This is a genomic window from Arcanobacterium phocisimile (assembly GCF_016904675.1).
GTDB lineage: Bacteria > Actinomycetota > Actinomycetes > Actinomycetales > Actinomycetaceae > Arcanobacterium > Arcanobacterium phocisimile.
In genome coordinates this window covers 1,709,171-1,735,923 of record NZ_CP070228.1, presented here as the reverse complement: position 1 = coordinate 1,735,923, position 26,753 = coordinate 1,709,171, and the positions used below count along the sequence as shown (strand labels likewise).

Genomic DNA, 26,753 nt, shown 5'->3' with positions numbered 1-26,753 from the left:
CACGCTAACCGGGTAGGCTAGGGGTATCTATTGGAAGGATAACGATGGATACCACGAAAAACGAAAACTTTACATCGCAATTAACTGGATCGCAGCGCCTCGATTCAGCAGTAGAATTTTTACAAGCGCGCAAATCTCTCCCGCTTCGAGGACTATTGCTCGTCTTCTGGCTCGCAATTTTCGCATTCGGCGGGATGGCACAAGGGAAAATTTCGACCCTGACCGAATCAGATCCATCATTTTTCCTTCCCGCCTCCGCCCAATCCACACTCGCTGCGCAAGAAGCCGAAGAGTTCCGCGAAGATTCCACTATTCCTGCTCTCATCGTTGTGCAAAACAAAGATGAGAACGCACTTAGTGGTGAACAGATCGGATTACTAGGTAAAATCGCGAAGTCGCTTCCAGATCTGAAACTTGACGACGATCTCCAATTATCCGACGTTAGCGCAGGCCCAATCCCGGTCATCCCGAACGGAGCCCGCACAGCTGTGCTGATGCCGATCATGCTTGACAAAGATATGACGAACGAGCGCACAGCGGATAACGATAAACGAATGGGCGTGGTGATCTCCGAGATCCGTTCGGAGTTGTCAAGCCAATTTTCCGATGCTGGCGCTACCGGTGACAACCTCGTCTCTTATGTCTCAGGACCGGCTGGACTCTCAGCAGATCTGGGTAACGCATTTGCCGGCATTGATTTGACTCTCTTGCTCGTCGCCGTCGTTCTCGTTTTCGTCATCCTCATCGTCGTCTACCGATCGATTTTCATCCCAATCGTCGTCCTATTCACCGCAATCACTGCCTTGTGTGGTGCTGCGTTAGTGGTGTTTAACTTGGCGAAAGCAAATATTATCGATCTTAACGGTCAGACCCAAGGTATTTTGGCAATCTTGGTGATTGGTGCTACCACGGACTACTGTCTGTTACTTATTGCTCGATACCGCGAAGAACTGACGTTACAAGATCACCCGTACACGGCATTAGCGATCGCATTGAAGGGCTCATGGGAGCCAATCTTAGCTTCTGGCGGAACCGTTATCGCTGGCCTATTGATCCTGCTTATCTCTGATCTTTCGTCAACCTCGTCGCTCGGTCCGATTTCGTCGATTGGTATCGTGTTCTCTATGCTTGCAGCACTCACCCTATTGCCCGGCATTTTGATGATCCCAGGCAAACATGCTCGAGTGATGTTCTGGCCCGCGAAAATTCCACACTACGACTCCCGTGACGACGCCGAAAGCCACGGCATGTGGTACAAAGTCGCGAAGTTTGTTGAACGTCGCTACCGCGTCGTATGGGTTGCAACGCTTGCAACACTCCTCGTTCTTGGAAGCTTTGCGTTCACCTTCCAAGCATCAGGAACATCTGCCACCGAACAGTTCACCCAATCGGCTGAGGCCGTCACCGGTTTCGACGTGATTGGCCGCGAGTTCGATGCCGGTTCAGTCCAGCCAACAACTGTTCTTATCGATCAGGACAAGAGCGAAGAAGCTATTGCTGCGCTCAGTGAGCTTGACGGTGTGGCTCGAGTAACCCCACAAGCCAAGGAATCCGAACAGCCAATGGGGCCACCGCCGGGAGCCGGCGCACCTGAAGGTGCAGGTGCTCCAGAGGGTGCAGGTGCTCCAGAGGGTACACGGCCAGCCGGTCAACAACCAGCTGCCGCTGAACCTCTTGTTGTCGATGGTCGCGTACTCCTCAACATCACCACCGCCATGCCAGCGGAAGACAAAGCCACCCAAGACGTTGTTCGCGATATTCGCACCGAACTGACCACAATTGGTGGAAATGCACTGGTTGGTGGACCAGCCGCACAGAGTCTTGACACTCAAGAAACTGCACAAGCTGACTTTGCCAAGATTGTGCCAACAGTCCTCATTGTTATCGCGTTGATGCTCATGGTTCTTTTGCGTTCGATCGTAGCCCCACTCATTGTTCTCGTCGCCAACGTGATCTCGTTTGGAGCTACCTTAGGAATCTGTGCAATCGCTTTCTACCGCATTCTGGATTTCCCCGGTGCAGACGCGTCCGTTCCGCTCTACGCCTTCGTCTTCCTTATTGCACTCGGAATCGACTACACGATCTTCCTTATGTCCCGTGCCCGCGAAGAATCTCTCGGCATCGGTAGCCATGCTGGAATGACGCGCGCAGTTGGTGTTACCGGTGGAGTCATTACCTCCGCAGGTATTGTGCTCGCTGCAACCTTCGCAGCTCTCGGAGTTGTACCATTACTGTTCATGTTGCAACTGGCAATCATCGTTGCTCTGGGCATCATGATCGACACCCTCATCGTACGATCCTTGCTCATCCCAGGGTTGGTCTACGAATTCGGTGACGTGATGTGGTGGCCATGGACATCGAAGAAACTCCCAAACGAAAACCACGCGGCTCTCAAGCAGAGCTAACACCAAACTGGGCTGGTTTAAACCTTAGAGTCATAGCCTCACGCAGTGTTAGCCCCAATACTCAGCCCAACTCGGTACATAAAACACTGTTGGCGCCTAGTTTCCCGTTGTGGGAAACTAGGCGCCAACAGTTAATTAAAGGAGCAATGCAGCTTCTAGCCGCAATCGGAAAACAGGCAATATCAACCTGCCATCATTACTGGCCAGGTTTGAAATCAATATCTGAGAAATCGAAATCAGCCTCATCGACCTCGTCAGAGAAGTCGATATCTTCATCGATGTCAATATCGAACTCATCGAGATCAAGATCGTCAATATCTACATCAGAGGTGAGCTTCGCGGTGATCTCATCGAACCGGTCAGAGTCGTTAAACTCACTGCCATCCTCATCTTGGAAATCATCGTAAACTGGGGCAGTGCGAATAACGCCACCATCAGACTCATCAGGAAGTTCGAAATCGCGGTAATCGGCAGCGCCGTATTCGTCATCTTCGAGATCGTCAGGTATGCCATCGCCGTCGGTGTCATTCCAGGTATCATCATCCCAGGAGTCTGACGGGGTCGAATCCCAATCGGCCTCTGTGCGAGCGTGAGCTTCTACCCACTCGTCAGCAATTCGGGAAATCTCATCTTCATCGTCGTCGTAAAAACCAAAAGCTTGCGTAGAACGAATCTGCTCCACACCGGCCTCATCCATTTCCTGACGGGCGAGAATCCCTAATTCTTCGGTTACCGGAACCGTCAAGTCCGATAGGACGCGGGTAGGAAAACCTGCCTTCAGTGAATCCAACGCGGTTGCCTTGACGCAATGCGATTCCGCAATACCGACCACGTCCACTGCGGTGATTTCTTGCTCACGCAACAACACCTCCAACGGCTCGCCGTCCACGCTTGTACCCTCAAAGCCAGAATAAGCGGCCTGATATTCACCCTTCTTGACCGATTCATCAAGCGGTAAAGCGGCGATCGCTTCATGCAACTCTGCCTCAGCAGTACCGGCAACTCCGTGCGGCGGCCACGTATCAACAAAATCAGGTTCCTCCGCAAAATGTTTCCCAGGATTAACATGCCAATCCTGAGTGGTGACGATATACGAGTAATCGTCAGCGTGCTCGGTAACGAAATCGGCGATGCGTTCAGCTACTGCATTGCCGCCGTCGACACCCAGTGCCCCACCTTCACAGAAGGTAGGCTGCACGTCAACAATAATCAGTGCGCGTTGTGTTTCCATGACTCCTCCAATAACTCACCGTCATTGACTACACTCCAAGCATACGTGCCGAACGTGAGATAGGCACATGCAGTTTCATCTCACAGCGATAGGCGCGTAATCTAGAGATATGAAGATTTTGTCTGCAGTAGCTTGGCCTTACGCCAATGGTCCTCGCCATATCGGCCACGTCGCCGGTTTTGGTGTCCCTTCTGATGTTTTTTCGCGGTACATGCGCATGGCTGGGCACGATGTGCTCATGGTCTCGGGAACCGACGAACACGGCACCCCAATTCTGGTCGCTGCCGATAACGAAGGCGTAACCCCGCAGCAGTTGGCAGACAAAAACAACCGCATTATCGCTGAGGATCTGGTTAACCTTGGCCTGTCTTACGATCTGTTCACACGCACCACCACGCAAAATCACGTCGCCGTCGTCCAGCACCTGTTCGAAGGTTGCCGCGATAACGGATACATGATTGTGGAAGAACAGCTTGTTGCTATCGATCCGAAAACTGGCAACACGCTGCCAGACCGCTTCATTGAAGGAACCTGCCCGATCTGTGGCGCAGCGGGCGCTCGCGGCGATCAGTGTGACAACTGTGGAAACCAGCTCGATCCGCAAGATCTGATCGATCCTGTTTCGAAGGTCTCCGGGCTCGCCCCAAACTTCACCTCCACCGAGCACTACTTCCTCGATCTGCCAGCACTCGCTGAAGCCCTTGGTTCTTGGCTCGATGAGGTAGAGCGTGACGGTTCGTGGCGGCCAAACGTCATCTCCTTCTCCAAGCATCTGCTCGACGATGTCCGCCCACGTGCGATGAGCCGTGACATTTCGTGGGGAATCCCGGTTCCAGGCTGGGAAGATAAACCAAACAAGCGTCTGTACGTGTGGTTCGATGCTGTGGTCGGCTACCTTTCAGCTTCGATCGAATGGGCTCGCCGCCGTGCCGCACAAGGCAACGGTAGCCCAGAAGATTGGCGTGAATGGTGGACCAACCCAGAAGCCCTTTCCTACTACTTCATGGGTAAGGACAACATCGTTTTCCACTCCCAAATCTGGCCAGCAGAACTTCTGGCATACAACGGTGCTGGTTCGCGCGGCGGCAACGCACGCGATTTTGGAACGTTGAACCTGCCAACCCAGGTGGTTGCGTCAGAATTCTTGACGATGGAAGGAAAGAAGTTCTCTTCATCGAAGAATGTCGTGATTTATGTCCGTGATGTTTTGTCACGTTACCAGGCTGATGCATTGCGGTACTTCATCTCGATTGCTGGGCCAGAAACTTCTGACTCGGATTTCACGTGGGCAGAGTTCGTGCGTCGCAACAATTCCGAGCTGGTTGCCGGCTGGGGTAACTTAGTTAACCGAACCGGTGCGATGATTGCGAAGAACTTTGGGGAGATCCCAACCCCAGGTGAACGTGAAGCAATCGACAACGCGCTCTTGGATGCGGTTCGTGGCGGTTTTGATACTGTTGGCCAACTGATTGGTTCCCACCAGCAGCGTGCTGCCCTGAGCGAGATCATGCGTCTGGTCGGTGAAGCAAATGCGTATGTGACGCGCACCGAACCGTTTAAGTTGAAGGCCCCAGAACAGCGCGAACGCTTAGCGACGGTACTGAACACCTTGGTTCAAGCGGTGTCAGATCTGAACACGATGATGAGCGTATTCTTGCCTCATTCATCGAATGCGATCGATCAGGTGCTCGGCGGGCAAGGTGATATCGCTCCGATGCCACGCATCGAAGAAGTCACCGATCTGGATACCGAGTACCCGTATCCGATTATTACTGGTGATTATTCGGATGTGCGCCCGTGGGAGCCGCGCGAGGTTGTGCCAGGCACCCCGATTGCCAAGCCGAAGCCAGTATTTGCCAAGCTCGATGAATCGATTATTGCAGAAGAGCTCGAACGCCTAGGCATCACTGAGTAGTCAGTTCTGGCTAGTTTATGGGCAACTCGAAAGCTAAAAAGGAACGGCGGCGGCTGGTCCTGGATATCCCAGACCGGCTGCCGGTTCCTATTGTTGATAACCACACCCATATTTCACCAGATCCGGTAGTTGGCGGTGACGGGCAGACGCCGATTCAGAATCGTTCAGAAGACGGCAGTTTACGGATGCCGGTTTTGCTGGAGACTCTGCGGGCCGGCATGGCACAAGCTGGTGTGCGGGCTGCTATCTCCTCTGGCTGTGAAATGCCGATGCTGGACTTCACTCACGATTTAGCCCGCGATATTCCAGAGATTTGGGCGGCCTTGGCGATTCATCCTAATGAGGCGGCGATACATGCCGGGGTGCGCGAAGTGGCGCCTGATGGGCTTGATCCACATGTGGAACCGTGGCATGAGGAGTTGTCGCTTGACGACGCCGTTGCGCGGGTTGCACAGTTAAGTACCGATCCGTATGTGGTTGCGGTTGGTGAAACGGGACTGGATTATTTTCGTACCGGCGAAGCTGGGAAGCAGGCGCAAAAGGATGCGTTTCGGGCACATATTGCGTTAGCGAAGGAACTCGGTAAACCGTTGCAGATTCACGATCGCGAGGCACATGCTGATGTTATCGAGATTCTGTTAGCTGATGGAGCTCCGGAGCGTACGGTGTTCCATTGTTTTTCCGGAGACCGTAAGATGGCTCAGGTGTGTGCCCAGCATGGCTGGTACGCTTCGTTCGCTGGTCCGGTGACGTATAGTCCCAACGTCGAGCTGCAAGAAGCATTTGATGTGCTTCCTGAGGAATTGGTTCTGGTAGAGACTGATGCTCCGTATCTGACTCCAGCTCCTTTCCGTGGCCATCCGAACGCTGCTTGGGGAGTGGGGTATACCGTACGTTTTATGGCTGAGCGTCGTGGAGTGGGCCTAGGTGAGTGGTGTTCTGTGATAGATCGCAACACCCACAATGTGTACGGTATATAGCGAGAAGTCCGAATAATTTTGTTATTCGACCCACGTTAGTAAGAATAATGATTACAATTTGATTACAATCGATATACATCAGATAACTTGTCGATATGAGACGTGGAGAAATACCAATGGATCAGACGCAGCGGATGGACCTGAACCCGCCAAAGCCAGGTTCACGCCGAGCTCGCCGAGCAGCTGAACGCGCAGCTGCCGCACGCCGCGAGGCAACTACGGGTGAAATTCCAGTTGTCACAATTGATAAAGTCCATGGTGTCGCATCCAATCCAGTCACCGTGCTCCCGGCAGTTCCCTATGCGGAAAAAATGAACCACGATCTGGTTGTGTCACGTACTGAAGAAATAGTTCATGTGCGAAAGTCACGCAAAGCCACACTCATGCAAGGCGTAGGTTTTGGCTCAGCGGCAGCTCTTGTTGTTGGGTTAGGTTTCGGAATTGCAGTGGAAAACGTGCCCCCAAGCCTTGCGATGGCTGATAACGCGCCTGCAGTTGCTGGCGTTGCGAATGCTTCGGTCTCGCTGGGTGAAACAACTCCGCTTATCGAAGGTGTCACCACTCAATTCTCAGTTAGTGTCGATGGACAAGTGAAGACGGTTGTTACCGGTTCTAAGGTAACTTTGGCAGATGCTTTAGAGGCTGCCAAAATTACGGTCAATCGTGCAGATATTGTTTCAGCTCCGCTCGATAAGCCCGTTGCTGCTGATGCGAAGGTGACTATTACACGAGTGACCACTGAATCGTTCACGGAAAACTATCCGGTTGCTCAAGAAACTACCCGTGAGGACGATCCAACTTTGCCGAAGGGTGAAGAACGTATTGAATCAGAGGGTGCACCGGGTGAGGGCACTCGAACCTATACGATTACTAAGCACGATGGCCAAGAAGTCAGCCGTAGCGTAACGGTAGATGTTGTGACAACGCCTGCACAGCCGAAGGTCGTAAAAGTTGGCACGAAGGAAGAGGATGCGCAAACTGCCGTTGCAGTCCCTGCGAATGCGGCGCCGGTTGCTCCGGGAACTGCTCGTGCCATTGCAGCTGAGATGGTAGCAGCCCGCGGTTGGTCAACAGCCGAATTTTCCTGCCTCGATCAGCTTTGGCAACGTGAATCCGGTTGGAATCACTTGGCTAACAATCCATCATCTGGCGCATACGGTATTCCACAATCGCTGCCAGGATCGAAGATGGCCTCCGCTGGTGCCGATTGGCAGACCAATCCAGCAACCCAGATTACGTGGGGTCTAGGATATATTTCTGGCCGTTACGGTACGCCATGTGGTGCGCTAGGACACTCGCACTCGGTGGGCTGGTACTAAAAACGTCGATAGAAGCCGGTAAGTTACCGGCTTCTATCGTTATTATCTACACGATGAACGGTCGCGCTATCTGACACTCGTTTATTAAATTGTTAAACTGGAGCAGGTAAATCTAGCTCAGCACTGCGAGGAAAATATGAATCAACCATCCGTTCCCCTTCTTGGACCGGTGAAGATCCGTGAACTCGCGGCTAAGCTCAACATTCGACCAACGAAAACCCTGGGGCAAAACTTCGTCCACGATGCTGGTACTGTACGTCGGATCGTACGCGACGCCGGGGTGGAAGCAGGTGATCATGTTGTCGAGGTTGGTCCGGGCCTGGGATCGTTAACTTTAGCGATACTTGAAACCGGGGCAATAGTCTCAGCCATCGAAATCGATCCACCGTTAGCGCAAGCTTTGCCGAGTACGGTTGCTGAAGTTCAACCCGAATCCGCCGCCCGTATTGCTGTCACTAATCGTGATGCGATGGAGGTTGCTTCGGTCGCATATCTCGCATTACCACCAGTACTCGAAGCAACCGAGGATTTTGTTCCCAAACATCTGGTAGCAAACCTTCCCTATAACGTAGCGGTCCCGATTCTCCTTACCCTTCTACAAACATTGCCAACTCTTGAAACAGTTACTGTTATGGTACAACTGGAGGTAGCCGATCGACTCGCTGCCGAACCCGGTTCGAAAACCTACGGTGTTCCGTCGGTTAAAGCTCATTGGTATGCCGACGTGTGGCGAGGAGCGAAGATTTCACGCAACGTATTTTGGCCCGTTCCCAACGTCGATTCGGCGTTGGTGCATATGCGTCGACATCCAGAACCGGTGGGTGTGCCACGTTCCGACGTATTCGACGTCGTCGATGCAGCCTTTGCACAACGCCGTAAAACGTTGCGACAGGCGTTGTCGACGTGGGCTGGTAGCGCGGCGCGTGCCGAAGAAATTTTGCGTGACGCCGGAGTGGACCCGAGCTTGCGTGGCGAAAAGTTGACAATCGACGACTTTATTTCTATCGCACAAAGTTTCACGAAAGTGTCCTAGGTTACGGAAAATATTGCAAAGACTGCATATCTCCCTTATATTAGGTAAGTGAAAACCCCTGGGTGTTACTGCTAGGCAGGCATGACCAGAATAGCGCCGATTTATGGTGCGCTCGATGAGGAGCATTATGGTACAGTCTGCTGCTCGTGTCGTAAGGATTTTCAACAACAATGCAGTGCTGGTCAGTATTGATGGGGTTGAAACAGTTCTTGCTGGACGAGGAATTGGTTTTGGGAAACGGCCCGGAGATATAATCCCCGCCGGCGATGCCCAGCGCCAATTTATTGAAGCTAGCCCAGATAAAGTGGACTTTCTGACGTCAGTGAATGCACTCGATCCGCATCTAGTGTCCATAGTCAGCGAAGCGGTAGAACTTGCAACGAACGTTTTAAGCGATCTTGATTCATCAGTCTATGTTTTGCTGGTAGATCACCTTGCATTTGCAGTCCAACGTCATCGCGACGGATACGCCATTAGCAACAAGCTGGTTGACGAAATCCGTATTGCGTTCGGTCCGGAATTTACTGCTGCTCAAATGATGGTTCACTTTGTCAATGAAAATCTCAATGTGGAGCTCCCCATTGACGAAGTAGCGTTTATCGCATTGCACTTGAATGCCGCTCGCACCGGCGCGACTGTGAAGCAACCATTGTCAGAAGTTAACAAACTGGGTGCTATCGTCGAACTGATTACCACTGAGTTTAATGGCCAAGAGACGGCTGAGATTAATGAGTTGCTGAGAACTATCAATGGGTTTATCACACGTATTCAAGCTGGGATATGGCGAACAAATGAAACCGCTCCAGTGATCGAAACGCTGTTGCGTGAAGAGTTCTCCGTAGCTCAGCGAGCCATAACATACATTGCGCAACCGGGTACTGCGCCGCTCAAGATAGCCAACGAAGCTGCATACCTCGCAGTATTCTTGCATGGCTGGCGGCAAAGCTCTACGAGCGCACAAAACGATGCGCAATGAAGCGCATAAACTAGCACATATAAAGGACACATCATCATGAACGGAAAAGTCATGGAGAGCCTGCAACGGCTCGGTAAAGCATTGATGGGTGCAGTCGCTGTGATGCCAGTGGCAGCAATCTTGATGGGTATCGGTTACTGGATTGATCCCGACGGTTGGGGAGCCAACAGCGTGCTCGCTGCTGTTTTGATTAAGTCGGGTGCTGCTGTGCTCGATAACCTCGGATGGATTTTCGCTGTTGCTATCGCATTCGGTTTATCGCGTGATAGCAACGGTGCAGCTGCGCTTTCCGGTTTCATCGGATTTGCAACTATTAAGATGCTTCTCAATGAGAAGTCAGTTGCTGGATTCCAGGGCGTTGATCTTGAGGCTCTCGAAGGCGACGCGAAACTCGAGTGGGTTTCCCAGGGATGGGGCGCCATGGGTGACAAGAACGTTCTCATGGGTATCGTTATCGGTATTTTGGCGGCTTGGGTATACAACCGTTTCTCGCGCACCAAGCTTCCGCCATTCTTGGCCTTCTTCTCCGGACGTCGTTTGGTGCCAATTATTACTTCGCTTTTGGCTATCGTGCTCGCTGGCGTGATGTACTTCGTATGGCCATTCATTTACTCCGCACTCTTCAACTTCGGTGAATCCATCCAGGGCATGGGTGCTGTAGGTGCAGGTATCTACGGTTTCGCTAACCGTTTGCTCATCCCAACCGGTTTGCACCACGCATTGAACTCGATCTTCTGGTTCGACGTTATTGGCATCGACGACATCGGTAACTTCTTGGGTGGCGGTAAGACCATCGCTGCTGCAGCTTCTGCTACCGACGCTGCTACCTGCCCTGGTGTTGGTATTTGGGAGAACGGTACGTGTACTGTTATTGGTGAAATTGGCCGTTATCAGGCAGGCTTCTTCCCAGTGATGATGTTCGGTTTGCCAGCTGCTGCTTTGGCAATCTACCTGCGTGCAAACACCAAGTCTCAGAAGGCTGTTGGTTCTTTGATGTTCGCTGGTGCACTCGCATCGTTCTTCACTGGTGTTACCGAACCACTCGAATTCGCATTCATGTTCGTTGCTCCGGTCCTTTACGTTGTACACGCACTCCTGACTGGTCTTTCGGTCTTCATCGCAGCACTGTTCCACTGGACTGCTGGCTTCGGCTTCTCCGCTGGTTTGGTTGACATGGTACTTTCTGCACGTAACCCATTGGCTAACCAGTGGTACATGCTCCTAGTTCAGGGCTTGGTCTTCGCAGCAATTTACTTCGTTGTCTTCTACTTCCTTATTGGCGCGTTGAACCTCAAGACGCCAGGCCGTGGCGACGACGTTGAAATGTCTACCGCACAGACCTCGGGTGACGATGAGTTTGCTGGTATGGCGTCCACCGTGATCGCAGGTTTGGGCGGTGTTTCCAACATTGAGTCCATTGATTACTGTGCAACCCGCCTCCGGACGGTTGTGAAGGATGAGCTGAAGGTCGACGAAGGTGCTATCAAGTCCGTTGGTGTTGCCGGTATTATTCGTCCATCGCAGCGTTCAGTTCAGGTTGTGGTCGGTCCACAGGTACAGTTTGTATATGACGAGGTGGCAGACCAGTTGCGGGCCTCGGAAGTAACACTGAACGGTGAACAGGAGATTTAATGTTTGGCTTAGGCAAGAAAAAGGTGGAGTTTCATCCAGTTTTCGCAGGCCGGGTAGTTCCGGTGACTGAGGTTCCAGATCCAGTGTTCTCCCAGGGTATGTTGGGTGCGGGATATGCAGTTGTTCCGGATGAAAACGCTGCTGAGCTTGTTGTTTGCGCACCAGTTGACGGTACGGTAGGTAAGATTTTTAAGACCTTGCATGCGTTTACGATGCATGTCGAGTCTGGCGTTGATCTGCTTGTGCATATCGGCCTTGATACGGTTGAGATGCATGGGGAAGGTTTCACTGCGCTAGTCGAGAAAGGCCAAGCAGTCAGTGCTGGCACTCCGATTATGCGCGTGGATGCGCGGGCTTTGCGGGCTGCTGGCAAGAACCTCATCACCCCGGTAGTGTTTACTGAAAAGGTGCAGGTGAAGTCGGTTGCAGTGCATGAAGGTGAAGCTGGTCTTGACGCGGTTGCGGCAACCGTGACTCTTGCCTAAGAGTATTCATCTCTGACATAGCTTAGATGCTGGGTGGTGCGAGGAAACTCGTACCACCCAGCATTGTTATTTCCAGGTGTGAACAGTGGATAATAGGAAGCATGAGTATGGTTCGTTCGGTGCGGGCGTCGGCCCCGGGAAAAGTGAATATTGCGTTGCGGGTTGGTGGGGTTCGCTCTGATGGTTTCCATCCGCTCGATACGATTTTTGAGGCGCTGGATCTGCGTGACGACGTCGAAGCCCGGCTTGCTGACGAGCTTTCGATGAGTATTCGTGGGCTTGGCGAGGACTTGCCGGTGGATGAATCGAATCTGGTGATTCGAGCGGCTCAGTTGTTGAAAGAGCGTTACGGTTCGCGTACTGGTTTAGATATTGCTCCGGAGGATCTTGGTGCTCAGTTGACGGTGACGAAACGGATTCCGGTGGCTGGCGGTATGGCGGGCGGTTCGGCTGATGCGGCCGCTACGTTGGTGGCGCTCAATGAACTGTGGATGTTGGGGCTTTCCGGTGCGGAGCTACATGAGTGTGCTGCCGAACTGGGTTCTGATGTTCCTTTTTCGCTTCTGGGTGGGTTGGCGCGTGGCACGAGCCGCGGTGAAGAACTGCAGTCGCTGTCGTCGAACCAAACCCATGGTTGGGTGATGTTGATTAACCCGCACGGCCTCTCAACCCCGGCAGTGTTTCGGGAGTTCGATGCGCTGGGTTTAGGGCACGGACAAGTGCCGGACACAGCTGCCGTCACTGACGTGTTGGCCGGGCCGACGACTGGCAGTGAACACCGGGCACTGTTGGGCAGTGTGCTTGCCAACGATCTGGAAGAACCGGCACGCTCGTTGCGCTCCGACGTTGCTACCATTATTGACACTATTCGGGCACATATTGCTGCCGGTGTGCTTGGTGCACACGCAGTGATGCTGTCTGGCTCTGGGCCGACCATTGCGGTCCTCGCTGAGCCGACAAACCTTGATTCGCTCTCGGGCCGACTCGGGAAGCTCTTCCCGGAACTCACCCCGGTGGTAGCTACCGGTCCGGTACGTGGGACCCATCTAGTAAGATAACAACATGTGCGTGCATTCAGTTTGCATATGAGGTCACTTCGGCTCGATTTTTTGAGGTAAAAGCGAAAAATCCCTAACTTTGTGTACGCTTGGTGATTTTTAAAGAAAGGCCAGGTTGATGGCACATATTTTAGGTGTTGAGAACGTGTCGATCGATCTAGGGTCGCGCCCAATTCTCGGCAATATTAACGTCTCGATTGAAGACGGCGCCAAAATCGGTATCGTGGGCCCCAACGGTGGCGGAAAATCCACGCTCCTGAAACTACTCACCCGGGCGCTTGAACCAGATACCGGCCAAGTCACGATGACCAGCGGTACCCGATTTTCGGTACTGTCCCAAGCGATTTCGTTTGCGCCAGATGTGACGGTTATTCAAGCGATCCACGGCAATGCTGCCGAATACGAATGGGCATCCGATTCAGCAATCCGCTACCTTCACGAAGGACTACTGCCTGATGTTCCGCTGGACAAGAAAGTTACTGAACTCTCCGGCGGGCAACGACGCCGAGTAGCGCTCGCCGCCACCCTAGCAGCGGACGCGAACGTCATCGTCCTCGACGAACCCACAAACCACCTTGATATTGAAGGCGTCACCTTCCTTGCCAAGTATTTAAACGAACGGTTCGGTAGGGGAGAAGGCGCACTTATCGTCGTCACCCACGATCGCTGGTTCCTCGACGCGGTATGCGACCGGTTGTGGGAAGTTGTTCCGGGTAACGACGGCGCGGGCGGGCGAAACCCGCAACCTGGCCACGTCGAAACCTACGAAGGTGGATATGCGGCCTATATTTTGCAGCGCGCCGAGCGCTCGCGGATCGCGCAGCAAGCTGTCGAGAAGCGCAATAATTTGTTGCGTAAGGAGCTGGCATGGTTGCGGCGCGGTGCCCCGGCACGTACCTCGAAACCAAAGTTCCGAATCGATGCCGCGAACGAGCTGATTGCGAACGAGCCACCGCCACGCGATTCGATCGAACTAGCGAAAATGGCCACCACTCGTTTAGGTAAAGACGTTATCGACCTCATTGGCGTCTCCTTCGCCTACGATGCGCAAGACCAAACACCTGTCTTGGATGATGTCACTGTGCGGTTAGCCCCGGGCGAGCGCTTGGGTATTGTTGGCGGAAACGGCGCTGGAAAGTCCTCGCTTCTCGGGCTGATTAGCGGGGCTTTGGAGCCAACCGCCGGGCGGATCAGGCGCGGAAAAACCGTGAAGTTGGCGGTGTTGACGCAGGAAACAAAGGAACTTGACGAGATCGCTCACCGCCGCGTCGTTGAAGCCGTGCATGATATTGCCACACATGTGATGGTGGGCAAGAAAGAAATGACGGCCGCGCAACTGGTGGAAAAGCTCGGGTTCACCCGCGAGCGTGCTTGGACGCAGGTTGGCGATCTGTCCGGTGGCGAACGCCGTCGTCTGCAACTGCTACGACTCTTAGTTGGCGAACCGAATGTGTTACTGCTCGACGAGCCGACGAACGATCTTGATACCGATACGTTGGCGGCGATCGAAGACGTCCTCGATTCGTGGCCGGGCACGCTGGTTGTGGTCTCCCACGATCGCTACCTGCTGGAACGAATTACCGATCATCAGATCGCGGTGCTCGACGGGCACGTGCGTGATCTGCCTGGAGGCGTCGATGAATACTTGCGGTTAGCGGCCGAGCTTCGTGTGCAACACGATAAGGGTGGCGATGCCGGTTCGCAAGCCGCGCAACCTATTAAGACGAAAGATGCTGCCAAAGAGCGGTTAGCTCGTAAGAATATGGCACGTATTGAACGCAAGATGGATAAGGTCAGCCAGCTCATTGAACGGATTGGGTTGCAGCAGGCTGATGCGGCTGCGAGCGGTGATTTTGAGGCTTTGGTTGATCTAGGAAAAGAAGCTGCTCTAGCCCAAGAAGAATTGGATTTGTTGGAAGAGGAGTGGATGGTTGCTGCCGAAGAGGTAGAAATTTACTGAAATTAGTTAGATGCATTGTTGTAAATGTAATGGTATAGTATAGTTTTAGTAAGTCGCAATCGTGGCTAGTGGAATTAAAACGGAAAGGTTTCAAAGGCGAAAATCAGGAGTCTACCATGAGTCGGTTAATGAAATACTTCAGTGCTGGTGTGCTTTTGGCCATCGTTAATTCTTTTATTGTGGTGAGTCCAGATTTGCGCGCTGGTGTCAGTGTTGCAAATGCGCTATCGAATAATGCCATGATGGTTATTCTCCAGGCAATAGTGGCATTGGTGATCATGGGTGTTGGTGGCGTCATGCGCGAGAAAGTGGATTCGGGCGATTTTCCTGATAAAACAGTTCAAAAACTCGTATCTTTCGCCTTGTTAACAGCACTTGTACTCATTTCTATTCTGCTAGTTTTGTTGTGGAGGTAGGGATACGGCCTAAAGTCCGTAGACTGTATTTTGATGTCAAGGTAAGGTGATGGGTGTGCGTCAAGCAATGGCGCTTAACGCACGCTCTTAACCTGCGCTACACCACAGGAGCTTGCCATGACTGACCCCACACCTCTCGATACCCCAATCCGCGACGAAGTCGATGAGGTTATCGCCCAATGGCTCGTACAACGCCCAGAACTCGATACTGATCCGCTGGAAGTCTTTTCCCGGCTTATCCGGTTAACCCGCCACGTCGAACGCATGCGCAAAACTGTGTTCGCCCGCAATGCGCTCGAATCGTGGGAATTTGATATGCTCACCGCGCTCCGTCGGCAGCCCGATCATACTTTAACTGCCGGGCAGCTCATGAAAGAGACGCTTGTTTCGTCAGGAACCGTTACTAACCGCTTGGATCGCATGGCTCGTAAAGGGCTGCTAGAACGTCACACAGACGAGCGCGATGGGCGTATCGTTCACGTTAAAGCAACTGCGCTAGGAATTGAGCGTGCAGACGCTGCCTTCGCTGATCTCCTGAGCGTCGAAGCCGATATTCTCACCATGTTTAAGTTAGAAGATAATGCACAAGCAGCCGCCTACATGCGGCGGCTGCTGTGCTACTTCGAACAGTGAAACGGCGGGCGCTCTGGGCCTCTTAGCCCTTCAATGCCTGCTTGATCGATAGACGCTTGCCTGAGTGCAGTACAGAGTTCCGGTAGATTTTACCGGCAAACACTGCCATCAGCGGAATGAATGCGACGGCAATGACGAGTGCAATGATCTGCTCATAGGCTGACGAGATGCCGTAAGCCTGGCGTACCGGCATCAGATAGGAGGAGAAGAACGGCAGGTACGACACAATCTTCGTCACTAACGCGTCAGGCATGGCCGAAATGAGGAACATTCCACCGTAGACCGGCAGGAAGATCAACATCATCAGTGTTCCGGTGATCGGTGCCAAATCCTCCTGACGCGAAACGGTTGCTGCGAGCGCGCCAGAAATAATCGCGAAGGAGAAGAATCCGATAACCGCCCAGATAAGAGTCCAGCTTACGAGGCTCGACAAACTAAAGGGCACAGAATATCCAGAAATCTTCAACGAGACGATAACTGCGACGATATAGAGCGCGAACTGCCCCAGGATCACCGTTCCGATACCGAGGACTTTTCCTAGCAGGAGGGTGCGCGGCTTGACCGCGGAGAGAATGATTTCCACAACTTGGGAAGATTTCTCTTCCACCACACCCATCGAGATAACAGACAAGCCTGAAGCAGTCACCGTCACCAGGAGAACAAGCACGGCCAGTGCGGCGAAGTATCCGGTAGGGTTCGAGTCCAGCAGATTGCCGCCAGACTTCAACTCAAATACCTGCACATTGGCTGCTTCGGCGGTAGCGATGGCGCTGCTTGCCACCTGCGCGGTGAGGTCGGATTGATCACTGGCAATCCACATGGTCACACCCTGTTGGAGCTCGTCACCGAATGTTCTCAACGCGCCAACATTAGGGAACAGCACGACTGGTTTTTCCGTTGTTCCAGCGACGACGGCGAACGAGACATCGTCGTCAGAGTCGGTTTGCGCTTCGATGGATTTCGTCAGCCAGTCTTTCCCTTCGCCGTCACCGATCATTTCTGTGGTAATAAATGGGTGAGTAGCCTCAATGAAGTCCGTTGCTGCACTGGCGTTTTGCTCAACACCTACCACGTAGGATGTTTCCGATTGTGCCGCATCAGCATCGTCGTCGGAACCAGAAAAGAGGTGAGCGACGATTCCTGCGCCCAGAATCAAAACGATCATGAAGGCAAAACCGATTTGGTTTGACCGGGTTTTAAGAAGAGCGGTCATTTCCCGCTTCATAATTAATGCGAGCATGTCACTTCCTCTTTCCGAACAGGGCAGCTAGGCCGCGTTTCTTTTGTGGTGTTTCGTTGTGTTCTTCGGCCACTGGTGTGGAGACGATATCTTTGAAAATGTCTTGTAAATGCGGGCGCTGCGGAGCAAATTCCATAACTGTCCCCGCTTCGAGTGCGATACGAAGCAAATCTTGGGTGTCGACGTTGGCGTCGACCGTTAAGTTCAACGCTCCGTTCGGGTCACGCGTAGTGGTGACCCCGCGCGAAACGAAGGTTTGGGCAAGCATTGCGCTATCGCCGTCGATACGGATTCGTAGATGCTGTTGTTCGGTGGCGCGTAGTTCGTCGATGGTGCCTTCAGCAACGATCCTGCCTTGGGAGCAAATACCGACGCGTTCACACATGCGTTCCACTAAGTCGAGTTGGTGGGAGGAGAAAACAACGGTTGCGCCGTCGTCGGCCTTTTCACGCAAAACGTCACTCATGACGTCAACCGCAACTGGGTCAAGGCCAGAGAATGGTTCGTCGAGAACCAGAACTTGGGGATTGTGGATGAGTGCAGCAGCTAGCTGTACGCGTTGCTGGTTACCGAGCGAAAGTGTTTGAACTTCGTCGTTCCGACGGTGAGCTAAGCCTAAACGTTCGGTCCAATACTCCATAGCTTGAGTCGCGTCATGCTTGGTGAGCCCTTGCAACCGCGCCAGATAAATGAGCTGTTCTGCCACCCGCATTTTCGGGTAGAGTCCACGCTCGGCCGGCATATAGCCGAAGGTTTTCCGGGTTGCGAAGTCAAGTTCTTTACCGTCGAGCGTTACCGTGCCCGAATCAGCGGATAAGACGCCGAGGGTGATACGCATCGTCGTCGTTTTGCCGGCACCGTTAGAACCGACGAAACCGTATAGTTCGCCGGGGTGAACGGTGAATTCCATCCCATCAAGCGCAACGACGTTACTGTAGCGCTTATGGAGATTGCTGATATGAAGATTCATCAGCACTCCTTTCTTGTTTTTAAAGATAAGTATATTTTCCGCACCGGAAAGTGGCAGGTAAAGCTACGCTGGTGCGGGCCTAATGTTAGAGGTGGATGATCGTCGTAGTTACTTTTCCGGAGTAACCAAAGTGGGTTGTGCTTCTAAATGATGCAAGCCGTTCCACATCAAATTCACCAAATGAGCAGCCATCACACGCTTTTCAAGCTGGCGGTTAATCGCCCATGACTGGCCTACAATTCCCATGAGCCCAGAGAGCATCTGGGCATAGAGAGACATGGCGTCCGGCGGGAATTGCAGTTTTTCCACATAGGTTCCCAGTAACTGATCAAGATGGTCACCCATATCGGAAATGATCGTAGAGAATTGACCGCCGGCTAAGACGTCTGGACTTTGATGTACCATCAAACCAAAACCGTCTGGGTTTTCCTCAATATAATCGAGCAAACCCAGCACGACTGATTCTAGAGATTCACGCGGACCTTTCCCCGTCGTTAATGCCCCATGTAAAATCTCGTTAACCGCCGTTGTCTCACGGTCCACTATCACCTGGTACAGACCTTCTTTGCCACCAAAGTGCTCGTATACAACCGGCTTGGACACGTTAGCGGCGTGGGCGATCTCTTCGATGGATACGGCGTCGTATCCCCTGGCTGCGAACAAATGGCGGCCGATGCCAATAAGCTGGTCGCGACGCTGAATGCGAGTCATACGCTGGCGTTTCACTGGTTGAGGAGCGGAGGTGAGATCTGGCTTCGGGCTAAGTGTCATGCTCATATTCTCCCATACTTACGATACCAAAACCAGGGAGCTGCATGGGGTATTTCCATAGCACGGAAATAGATATATATGCCAGATGAGTTGCTATTTAACGGGGTGGGGAACGCCATAAGTGCGGATATGGGTGCGCGGGTGGAAACTGAGCGCACAAGCTGGCACAATATATCAAGTAATCCGCCATGGTGTAATGGCAGCACAGCGGTCTTTGGAACCGCTTGTCTAGGTTCGAGTCCTAGTGGCGGAGCGAAAACAACGTCGGTGCAGCGTTGTGAGAGATAGTTCGGTTAGCCGAGGAGGCACCTGTGAGTTATCAACTCGCTGCAGCAATTATTCTAGCTGCAGGAAAAGGAACCCGAATAAAATCGCAGACCCCTAAAGTCCTCTTATCGATGTGTGGTCGATCCCTAGTAGGGCACGCACTCGATGCAGTAAGTAAAGCAGGAACAGAACACACTGTCGTCGTCGTTCGCCATGAACGCGACCAAGTGGTCGAACACGTCTCACGCATAGCTCCAGAAGCGAAGATTGCCGATCAAGATGACATCAAAGGGACTGGCCGTGCCGCATGGTGTGGAATGCGTGCCTTGCCCGCCGATTTACGCGGGCCAGTATTGATTGTTGCCGGCGATTCGCCCATGTTTGCCCCTGAAACTCTGGGCGAACTAGCTCGCGTCCATCACACCTCAGGCGCTGCAGTTACTGTTTTGTCCACAGTTCTTGAGGAATCATACGGATATGGGCGAATTCTTCGCCAAGCAGCTCCCGGATCTGACGAAGTGGCATTCACTCCACAAGCTACTGGTCCGGTTGTCGGTATCGTCGAAGAAAAAGACGCATCCGATCTACAACGCACGATTAAAGAAGTCGCCACGTCAACATACGTATTTGATGCTGAGTTCTTACGTGAAGCCTTAGGTGGTTTAGATACTGACAATGCGCAAGGCGAAATGTATCTCACGGACGTGATCGCCAAGGCTGCCAACGATGACCGCGGCGTAGCTTCCTATGTGCTTGCTGATTCAGTGCAAGCTGAAGGTATCAACGATCTTGTCCAACTGGCAAATCTTCGCACCGAAAAAAACCGTCGCATCCTAGAAAAATGGATGCGTAGCGGTGTTTCGATTATCGATCCGGCTACCACACATATCGATGTGGATGTTACTTTGGCGCCGGACGTCACCATTCAGCCGGGCACAATTCTTCGTGGAAACACGAAGGTGTCCGAGTTTTCCGTCATCGGGCCGTTCACAGAACTAACCGATGTGAATGTTGGAAAGCACGCCCATGTTCCGCATGTCGTCGCCGATTCGGTGTCAATTGCTGATCATGAGCAGATTTCACCATTTTCGGTGATGGGTATTAACAACTAACGGGCTGGGGTAATGGCCAGCCGGCCGTTACTTTTCAATTGGTAGATTAAGAATGGTCGGGCATGACAGGCATCCATACAAGCGGTGAAAAGCACCTCGTTGTCGCCAGCGGGCGCGCACATCCAGAACTAGCAGAAGAAGTGGCCAGGGAGCTCGGCATCGAGCTTTCGCCAACCACCTCTTACGAATTCGCAAACTCAGAAATCTATGTTCGATTCGATGAATCAGTTCGTGGGTCTGACGTATTTATTATCCAATCCATTGATGTTCCAGTGAACAAGTGGATTATGGAAGCGTTGATCATGGTTGATGCAGCCAAGCGTGCTTCGGCAAAGCGCATCTCCGTCGTATTACCTTCCTTCCCGTATGCTCGCCAAGATAAGAAGCATAAGGGTCGCGAGCCTATTTCGGCTCGCTTAATGGCGGACTTATTCAAGGCTGCTGGTGCAGAGCGCATTATGTCGGTTGATTTGCATGCATCGCAAACCCAGGGGTTCTTCGACGGTCCAGTCGATCATTTGTGGGCTATGCCTACCCTTGTTGACTATGTGCGCACTCGTGTCAATCCAGAAGAGTCTGTGATCGTTTCTCCGGATGCTGGACGTATCAAGGTTGCCGAGCAGTGGGGTAATCGTCTAGGTGGTGTGCCGTTGGCATTCGTTCACAAGACCCGTGATATTTCCCGGCCAAACCAGGCAACAGCGAACCGTGTTGTGGGTGATGTTGCGGGGCGGACCGCGGTCATCGTTGACGATCTTATCGATACGGCTGGGACGATTGCTGGTGCTGCTCGCGTTGTGCTTGAAGCTGGCGCAAAGGATGTCATTGTTGCCGCTACGCATGCGCCTATGTCCGGTCCGGCACGGGAACGGCTCATGGAGTCCGGTGCGTGCGAGATCGTCGTAACCGATACCCTGCCAATTGCCGACGAGAAGCGTTTCGATGGCTTGACTGTGCTCTCGATTGCACCAGTTTTGGCACGTGCTATTCGCGAAGTGTTCGACGACGGTTCGGTCACGTCGATGTTTGATGGTGCGTTCTAATAGCAAACGATGTACATGCTCAATAGTGAGTTAAAGAGAGAACTTGTGTGATGTTCACACATTAGCTTTTCTCACTAGCTAGTTCGATAGTAGACTGATGGGGTTGCCTCGGCGAGGGAACCCCATCAGTGTCTGTTGATGCGAATTGGGTGTTCCGTTATCGACGCGGTGTCTGCACTCCTCACTGTAGGAGGGTAGTCTTCCGGTTTCGAGGCTATCCATAACAGAAAAAGAAGGAGTTAGATTATGGCTGATCTATTAACAGCTGAGATTCGTCAGGAATTCGGCAAGGGCGCATCGCGTCGCTTGCGCCGTGAGGAAAAGCTTCCAGGTGTGCTTTATGGCCACGGCGAAGATCCACTACACCTTGAGCTTGATTACCACGCAACCTACATGGCTGTTCGTGGCAACGCTAACGCACTGCTGAGCATTGAGATCGAGGGCGAAAAGCACCTCGCTATTGTTAAGGATGTTCAGCGCAACCCACTTTCCCGCCTGATCGAGCACGTTGATTTCTTGCGTGTGAAGAAGGGCGAAAAGGTTGATGTTGAAGTCCCAGTCATTATTGAAGGTGAGCCAGCTGGTAACGCTATGGCAAACGCTGAGATTCTTCATATTCTCGCTAAGGCTTCGGCAACCAATATTCCAGAGTCTATTGTTGTCAATGTTGAAGGCTTGGAAGAAGGCGCTCACGTGACCGTGGCTGATCTTGAACTCCCAGCGGATGTTGAGATCGAACTCGATCCAGAGAGCGTTGTTGTTGTTATCTCTGTTCCAACAGTTGAAGTCTCAGAAGACTCCGCTGAGGAAGAAGCAACAGAAGAAGCCGCTGAGTGATCTAGTGTTCTTGGGTGAGGCCTGGCCCCGCAAGGGGTCGGGCCTCACATCTTTTTGCATCCGTGCTGTGTTAATGAACCACAGATCGTGGTCATTAACGTGGGTGTGCAATAAAATGTGTGGGACAGCGGGTGTAGAACAGTTTCAGATAGTTTTTGCACGGTTACGTTGTTAAGGAGTTTTGATTGTGTACACGGTTGTCGGCTTAGGTAATCCGGGTCCAAAATATGCGGGGACTCGGCATAGTATTGGGCACATGGTTATCGACGTATTAGCGCAACGGTTAAATACTCGGCTCAGCCTCCACAAACAAACTCAAACTCAGTCAACAGCTGTACGGGTGGGAGTACGTCCCGGCGAACCTGGGGAGCAAGTTGTGCTTGGTATGTCCACTGGATACATGAACACGTCTGGTGGTCCGGTCACATCGCTAATGTCTTACTACAACGGTGAGGTAGAAAACCTGATCGTCATTCACGATGAACTAGATTTGCCGTTTGGTACGTTGAAACTGAAGCGTGGCGGTGGCGAGGGTGGTCACAACGGGCTGAAATCAATTTCGCAGTCGAGTGGAACGAAGAACTATATCCGGTTGCGCTGCGGTATTGGCCGGCCGCCAGGCCGTCAAGATCCAGCCGATTTCGTGCTCTCACAGTTCTCAGCTGCGGAACGTAAAGAACTTGGGGTCATGCTTGAGATTGCCGCTGATGCGGTTATTGACATTATCGAACTCGGGCTAGAAAAGGCCACTATGCGGTTACATACTGCTTCGTAAGCACAGCACACGGTTGATCAATTTCCCTCGATATTTCGCAGATCTCCACAATATAAAGAAGGCCGGTATGGATCTTTCAGTATTACAGCGTCTATTCTCATCTGCTCCGCAATTTCAGGAGCTCGATGGGCATCACTGTGATATCACAGTGCCACGTGGCGCATCGGCGCCGCTACTGTCTGCCATCATCAATCGAGATATCGCAAAAACCCATGTTCTTGTCACTGCAACAGGGCGTGAAGCCGACGAATTAGCAACGCTACTTCATACATTCTTGCCCGAAGAATCGGTCGCTATTTTGCCTGCGTGGGAAACCTTGCCGCATGAGCGGCTATCTCCGCGTGCGGATACAGTTGCACGCCGGTTATCGACGTTTCGTCGCCTTGCCCACCCGGAAGAGTTTCCGCCATTACTAGCAGTTATTGTTCCAGTACGTGCCTTGCTTCAACCGGTAGCACATGGTCTGGGCGAGCTTGTTCCAGTGCGGATCAAGCTCGGCGATATTATCGATATGGAAGATCTCCAAGAGCAGCTGGTTAATGCCGCCTACTCACGCGTCGATATGATTGAAAATCGCGGAGAGTTCGCCATCCGTGGTGGCATCATTGATATCTTCCCACCAACTGAAGCTCATCCGTTACGTATCGAATTATTCGACGACGAAGTCGACGACATCCGTACCTTTGCAGTGGCTGACCAGCGTTCTTTGAACAAACGCGCACATGTTTATGCTCCGCCATGCCGGGAATTACTGCTCACTGATGATGTGCGTTCGCGGGCAAGTGAGGCCATGACGCAGTTGCCCGGTGCAGTAGATATGTTGGAAAAAATTGCCAACGGCATTGCGGTTGAAGGCATGGAATCACTGATGCCAGTTCTGGTTCCGTCCATGACCCCGGTCAGTGAACTTATGCCGAAAAACTCGCGCTTTATCGTCATGGAGCCAGAACGAGTAGTAGCTCGAGCTGATTCGCTGGTAGAAACAACTGAAGAATTTCTTGCAGCTGCCTGGAATGTCGCGGTGGCTGGTGGGCAGTTGCCAGTTTCAGTTGATATGGCGTCGTTCATCGCGCTGTCTACTGCTCGTGCGTCGGTGATCGAAGCAGGTCAAGATTGGTGGACGATAGGCGGCTTGCCTCACCCAGACGCGACCGATTTTCATATTCACGAACCACAAAGCTTCGGCGGTAACGTTGATGCCACAATCGAACACGTAGGCACGCTTGGGCGGCAAGGCTGGCAGATCGTGCTCACCACGCAAGGTCCAGGGCTTGGTAGAAGACTAGCTGAACAGATCGAATCAGCAGGCTATGCAGTCTCCTATGTAGAAGATCTTCCAGAAGAACTTACCGCGGGTGTCATCTATGTGGCGGCTGTTCCGATGCTGACCGGCTTCGTGGACGAAGAACGTAAGATCGCAATCTATGGCTCCCAAGATTTGTTGCAACGCAAAAAATCCGGATTTGTTCCTCAGCAAGTCATGCCAAAGCGGCGGAAAAACGCCGTCGATCCGCTCCAGCTTAAGCCAGGCGACTACGTCGTTCATCAACGCCACGGTGTCGCGCAATTCGTCAAGCTAGCTAAACGATCACTTGGGGGTTCATCTGGCAGCCAACGCGAATACGTCGTGCTCGAATACGCGGCCTCGAAACGCGGCGGGGCTCGTGACCAGCTGTGGGTTCCTACCGATCAGCTCGATTATGTAACAAAATATTCCGGTGGTGATTCCCCGTCACTAAACAAGATGGGCGGTGCTGACTGGGATAAAACCAAAGCGAAAGCGCGCGCAGCAGTCAAACAAATCGCCAAAGAACTCATCCGGCTTTACGCCAAGCGTCGCGCAACTAAAGGTCATGCGTTCGGCCCAGATACACCGTGGCAACGCGAACTTGAAGATGCGTTCATGTACGTCGAAACCCCAGATCAGTTGACCACCATCGAAGAGGTCAAGCGCGATATGGAATCGCCAGAACCCATGGATCGGCTCATCTCGGGCGACGTCGGTTATGGAAAAACTGAGATCGCGGTACGCGCAGCGTTCAAAGCAGTCCAAGATAATATGCAGGTTGCCGTGCTTGTACCAACCACGTTGCTTGTCCAACAGCACGCCGAGACATTCATCGAACGATACTCCGGATTCCCGGTCCGAGTAGCTAGCTTGTCGCGCTTCCAAAGCGCGAAAGAAGCCGAAGACGTCCGAAAAGGCGTGCGTGAAGGAACGATCGACGTCGTTATCGGGACACATCGACTCATCACCGGAGACGTCCGCTTCAAAAACCTAGGTTTGGTCATTATCGACGAAGAACAACGCTTCGGCGTCGAACACAAAGAAATGCTCAAACAGTTGTATTCGTCAGTTGATGTGCTGTCGATGTCGGCAACGCCGATCCCGCGAACGTTGGAAATGGCAGTGACGGGTATTCGCCAGATGTCGACGCTGGCTACCCCGCCGGAAGAACGCCACCCGATTCTCACCTACGTGGGTGCGCATGAAAACCGGCAAATTTCGGCCGCTATCAAACGTGAATTGTTGCGTGATGGTCAGGTATTTTATGTCCATAATCGCACCCAGTCTATCCATCGAGTAGCTCATGAGATCACCGAACTTGTTCCACAAGCACGCGTGGGTGTGGCGCATGGAAAGATGAGTGAAACCCAGCTAGAAGATGTTATTCAAGCATTCTGGGATAAAGAAATAGACGTACTTGTGTGTACCACAATTGTGGAAACCGGCCTCGATATTTCGAACGCAAATACGTTGATTGTCGAAGATGCTCATAAACTTGGCTTATCTCAGCTTCATCAGCTACGTGGCCGAGTGGGGCGAGGAAGAGAGCGCGCCTACGCCTACTTCCTGTATCCACGCGATAAGTCGATGACTGAAACTGCGATTGAACGACTGCGTACCATTGCTGCCCATTCGGAGCTCGGTGCCGGTATCCAGGTCGCAATGAAAGACCTTGAAATTCGTGGTGCTGGAAATATTTTGGGCGGTGAACAGTCCGGGCACATCGCCGGAGTCGGATTCGATCTCTATCTGCGGATGGTTTCGGAAGCTGTAGCGCAGTTGACCGGGCAAGATAAACGCACCGAAGCTGAACAACAAGCAGAAATGCGTATCGAGCTCCCCGTCGAAGCCTATGTTCCAGAACGTTGGGTGACTTCGGAACGCTTACGGTTAGAGATTTACACGAAGATTGCTTCGGCGGTTAACGAGCAACAGCGTGATGACGTGCGCCAAGAACTCATCGATCGGTATGGCAAGATACCGGTGGAAGTAGATCGGTTGTTCGCCCTTGCTGCACTGCGGGAACAAGCGCGCTCGTATGGTGTTGAAGAAATCACTGTGATGGGAAAGAACCTGCGGATCGCTCCGGTAGTCCTTTCAGACTCCAAGCATGCTCGTCTGCGCCGGTTGTATCCGAAAGCTGTGGCGAAAGCTGCAATACGTACAATTCTGATTCCGCTATCGGATTTACATCGATCGTCACACGAACGTAGCGTGCTTGCTGCGCAGACAATGTTAGAAAACGATGAAATGATTGCGGCAGTGAAAAAGATTATGGAGCAACTGCTGGCCTGACCAGCGACAATTTTGCGGCCGATGGCAGGCAAGCGCGCTAGCGAGTATGCAGTTGAGGTTCGCGGTGATCGCATGTCGGATAAGAAGTATTCTGCTCTGAAAAATCGATGAG

21 protein-coding genes and 1 tRNA gene are annotated in these 26,753 nt (G+C 52.5%); 18 read left to right on the top strand and 4 right to left on the bottom strand.

From position 1 onward, the window contains the following. Window positions 1-44: 44 nt before the first annotated feature. Window positions 45-2,405 carry an MMPL family transporter gene (locus JTE88_RS07875; RefSeq protein ID WP_204424150.1) on the top strand — a complete coding sequence of 787 codons (2,361 nt, stop codon included), beginning with the start codon at window positions 45-47 and terminating at the stop codon, window positions 2,403-2,405. Window positions 2,406-2,601: 196 nt separating this feature from the next. Here JTE88_RS07875 and JTE88_RS09315 read toward each other — a convergent pair whose 3' ends face one another. After that, on the bottom strand, window positions 2,602-3,636 hold the full coding sequence (locus JTE88_RS09315; protein ID WP_204424148.1) for an isochorismatase family protein: 1,035 nt from the start codon (window positions 3,634-3,636) through the stop codon (window positions 2,602-2,604). A gap of 109 nt (window positions 3,637-3,745) precedes the next feature. Between JTE88_RS09315 and metG the strand changes: the two genes are divergently transcribed. The 11 genes from metG (at window position 3,746) to JTE88_RS07815 (ending at window position 16,043) form a co-directional block, all read left to right on the top strand. Further along, window positions 3,746-5,551 carry a methionine--tRNA ligase gene (gene metG, locus JTE88_RS07865; protein ID WP_204424146.1) on the top strand — a complete coding sequence of 602 codons (1,806 nt, stop codon included), beginning with the start codon at window positions 3,746-3,748 and terminating at the stop codon, window positions 5,549-5,551. A 17-nt stretch (window positions 5,552-5,568) separates the two neighbouring features. After that, entirely contained in the window at window positions 5,569-6,531 is a 963-nt protein-coding gene (locus JTE88_RS07860) for a TatD family hydrolase (RefSeq protein WP_204424144.1), read from the top strand. A 116-nt stretch (window positions 6,532-6,647) separates the two neighbouring features. Continuing rightward, window positions 6,648-7,850, top strand: a complete 1,203-nt coding sequence (locus JTE88_RS07855) for an aggregation-promoting factor C-terminal-like domain-containing protein (RefSeq protein WP_204424142.1) — start codon at window positions 6,648-6,650, stop codon at window positions 7,848-7,850. Between the two features lie 136 nt (window positions 7,851-7,986). Beyond that, complete coding sequence (gene rsmA, locus JTE88_RS07850; RefSeq protein ID WP_204424140.1) at window positions 7,987-8,883, top strand: 16S rRNA (adenine(1518)-N(6)/adenine(1519)-N(6))-dimethyltransferase RsmA; 897 nt, start codon at window positions 7,987-7,989, stop codon at window positions 8,881-8,883. 127 nt (window positions 8,884-9,010) lie between these two features. Continuing rightward, a complete protein-coding gene (locus JTE88_RS07845) occupies window positions 9,011-9,859 on the top strand; it encodes a PRD domain-containing protein (RefSeq protein ID WP_204424138.1) in 849 nt (282 codons plus the stop codon). A gap of 36 nt (window positions 9,860-9,895) precedes the next feature. After that, complete coding sequence (nagE, locus tag JTE88_RS07840) at window positions 9,896-11,491, top strand: N-acetylglucosamine-specific PTS transporter subunit IIBC (RefSeq protein ID WP_204424137.1); 1,596 nt, start codon at window positions 9,896-9,898, stop codon at window positions 11,489-11,491. Continuing rightward, a complete protein-coding gene (locus JTE88_RS07835) occupies window positions 11,491-11,976 on the top strand; it encodes a PTS sugar transporter subunit IIA (RefSeq protein WP_204424135.1) in 486 nt (161 codons plus the stop codon). Before nagE ends, JTE88_RS07835 begins: the two co-directional genes overlap by 1 nt. A gap of 101 nt (window positions 11,977-12,077) precedes the next feature. Next, a complete protein-coding gene (gene ispE, locus JTE88_RS07830; RefSeq protein ID WP_204424133.1) occupies window positions 12,078-13,034 on the top strand; it encodes a 4-(cytidine 5'-diphospho)-2-C-methyl-D-erythritol kinase in 957 nt (318 codons plus the stop codon). Window positions 13,035-13,152: 118 nt separating this feature from the next. Then, a complete protein-coding gene (locus JTE88_RS07825; protein WP_204424131.1) occupies window positions 13,153-14,994 on the top strand; it encodes an ABC-F family ATP-binding cassette domain-containing protein in 1,842 nt (613 codons plus the stop codon). Between the two features lie 116 nt (window positions 14,995-15,110). Beyond that, window positions 15,111-15,410: a hypothetical protein gene (locus tag JTE88_RS07820; protein ID WP_204424129.1), complete on the top strand. Its 300-nt coding sequence runs from the start codon at window positions 15,111-15,113 to the stop codon at window positions 15,408-15,410. Between the two features lie 117 nt (window positions 15,411-15,527). Beyond that, window positions 15,528-16,043 (top strand): MarR family winged helix-turn-helix transcriptional regulator, encoded by a 516-nt coding sequence (locus tag JTE88_RS07815; protein WP_204424128.1) that lies wholly within the window; start codon window positions 15,528-15,530, stop codon window positions 16,041-16,043. A gap of 22 nt (window positions 16,044-16,065) precedes the next feature. On the opposite strand, the gene JTE88_RS07810 is transcribed toward JTE88_RS07815, so the two are convergent. From JTE88_RS07810 to JTE88_RS07800, 3 genes are all read right to left on the bottom strand, one after another. Further along, on the bottom strand, window positions 16,066-17,283 hold the full coding sequence (locus tag JTE88_RS07810; RefSeq protein ID WP_204424126.1) for an ABC transporter permease: 1,218 nt from the start codon (window positions 17,281-17,283) through the stop codon (window positions 16,066-16,068). Window position 17,284: 1 nt separating this feature from the next. Further along, window positions 17,285-18,253, bottom strand: coding sequence for an ABC transporter ATP-binding protein (locus JTE88_RS07805; protein ID WP_204424124.1), 969 nt, complete (start codon window positions 18,251-18,253; stop codon window positions 17,285-17,287). A gap of 108 nt (window positions 18,254-18,361) precedes the next feature. Continuing rightward, entirely contained in the window at window positions 18,362-19,024 is a 663-nt protein-coding gene (locus tag JTE88_RS07800) for a TetR/AcrR family transcriptional regulator (RefSeq protein WP_204424123.1), read from the bottom strand. A 182-nt stretch (window positions 19,025-19,206) separates the two neighbouring features. On the opposite strand from JTE88_RS07800, the gene JTE88_RS07795 reads away from it, so the two are divergent. The 6 genes from JTE88_RS07795 to mfd all read left to right on the top strand — a co-directional run bounded on the left by JTE88_RS07795 (window position 19,207) and on the right by mfd (window position 26,641). After that, window positions 19,207-19,277: transfer RNA gene (locus tag JTE88_RS07795), tRNA-Gln, on the top strand. Window positions 19,278-19,335: 58 nt separating this feature from the next. Then, window positions 19,336-20,403, top strand: coding sequence for an NTP transferase domain-containing protein (locus JTE88_RS07790; RefSeq protein WP_204424121.1), 1,068 nt, complete (start codon window positions 19,336-19,338; stop codon window positions 20,401-20,403). A 62-nt stretch (window positions 20,404-20,465) separates the two neighbouring features. Further along, window positions 20,466-21,446: a ribose-phosphate diphosphokinase gene (locus tag JTE88_RS07785; RefSeq protein ID WP_204424119.1), complete on the top strand. Its 981-nt coding sequence runs from the start codon at window positions 20,466-20,468 to the stop codon at window positions 21,444-21,446. Window positions 21,447-21,692: 246 nt separating this feature from the next. After that, entirely contained in the window at window positions 21,693-22,283 is a 591-nt protein-coding gene (locus tag JTE88_RS07780) for a 50S ribosomal protein L25/general stress protein Ctc (RefSeq protein ID WP_204424117.1), read from the top strand. Window positions 22,284-22,470: 187 nt separating this feature from the next. Then, a complete protein-coding gene (pth, locus tag JTE88_RS07775) occupies window positions 22,471-23,058 on the top strand; it encodes an aminoacyl-tRNA hydrolase (RefSeq protein ID WP_204424116.1) in 588 nt (195 codons plus the stop codon). A 67-nt stretch (window positions 23,059-23,125) separates the two neighbouring features. Then, window positions 23,126-26,641, top strand: coding sequence for a transcription-repair coupling factor (gene mfd / locus JTE88_RS07770; protein ID WP_204424114.1), 3,516 nt, complete (start codon window positions 23,126-23,128; stop codon window positions 26,639-26,641). Window positions 26,642-26,753 lie beyond the last annotated feature (112 nt).

Excerpts from the sequence above, each read along its gene's own strand:
- JTE88_RS07875 (WP_204424150.1), top strand. The coding sequence starts at position 45 with ATGGATACCACGAAAAACGAAAACTTTACATCGCAATTAACTGGATCG.
- JTE88_RS09315 (WP_204424148.1), bottom strand. The coding sequence starts at position 3,636 with ATGGAAACACAACGCGCACTGATTATTGTTGACGTGCAGCCTACCTTC.
- metG (WP_204424146.1), top strand. The coding sequence starts at position 3,746 with ATGAAGATTTTGTCTGCAGTAGCTTGGCCTTACGCCAATGGTCCTCGC.
- JTE88_RS07860 (WP_204424144.1), top strand. The coding sequence starts at position 5,569 with ATGGGCAACTCGAAAGCTAAAAAGGAACGGCGGCGGCTGGTCCTGGAT.
- JTE88_RS07855 (WP_204424142.1), top strand. The coding sequence starts at position 6,648 with ATGGATCAGACGCAGCGGATGGACCTGAACCCGCCAAAGCCAGGTTCA.
- rsmA (WP_204424140.1), top strand. The coding sequence starts at position 7,987 with ATGAATCAACCATCCGTTCCCCTTCTTGGACCGGTGAAGATCCGTGAA.
- JTE88_RS07845 (WP_204424138.1), top strand. The coding sequence starts at position 9,011 with ATGGTACAGTCTGCTGCTCGTGTCGTAAGGATTTTCAACAACAATGCA.
- nagE (WP_204424137.1), top strand. The coding sequence starts at position 9,896 with ATGAACGGAAAAGTCATGGAGAGCCTGCAACGGCTCGGTAAAGCATTG.
- JTE88_RS07835 (WP_204424135.1), top strand. The coding sequence starts at position 11,491 with ATGTTTGGCTTAGGCAAGAAAAAGGTGGAGTTTCATCCAGTTTTCGCA.
- ispE (WP_204424133.1), top strand. The coding sequence starts at position 12,078 with ATGAGTATGGTTCGTTCGGTGCGGGCGTCGGCCCCGGGAAAAGTGAAT.
- JTE88_RS07825 (WP_204424131.1), top strand. The coding sequence starts at position 13,153 with ATGGCACATATTTTAGGTGTTGAGAACGTGTCGATCGATCTAGGGTCG.
- JTE88_RS07820 (WP_204424129.1), top strand. The coding sequence starts at position 15,111 with ATGAGTCGGTTAATGAAATACTTCAGTGCTGGTGTGCTTTTGGCCATC.
- JTE88_RS07815 (WP_204424128.1), top strand. The coding sequence starts at position 15,528 with ATGACTGACCCCACACCTCTCGATACCCCAATCCGCGACGAAGTCGAT.
- JTE88_RS07810 (WP_204424126.1), bottom strand. The coding sequence starts at position 17,283 with ATGCTCGCATTAATTATGAAGCGGGAAATGACCGCTCTTCTTAAAACC.
- JTE88_RS07805 (WP_204424124.1), bottom strand. The coding sequence starts at position 18,253 with ATGAATCTTCATATCAGCAATCTCCATAAGCGCTACAGTAACGTCGTT.
- JTE88_RS07800 (WP_204424123.1), bottom strand. The coding sequence starts at position 19,024 with ATGACACTTAGCCCGAAGCCAGATCTCACCTCCGCTCCTCAACCAGTG.
- JTE88_RS07785 (WP_204424119.1), top strand. The coding sequence starts at position 20,466 with ATGACAGGCATCCATACAAGCGGTGAAAAGCACCTCGTTGTCGCCAGC.
- JTE88_RS07780 (WP_204424117.1), top strand. The coding sequence starts at position 21,693 with ATGGCTGATCTATTAACAGCTGAGATTCGTCAGGAATTCGGCAAGGGC.
- mfd (WP_204424114.1), top strand. The coding sequence starts at position 23,126 with ATGGATCTTTCAGTATTACAGCGTCTATTCTCATCTGCTCCGCAATTT.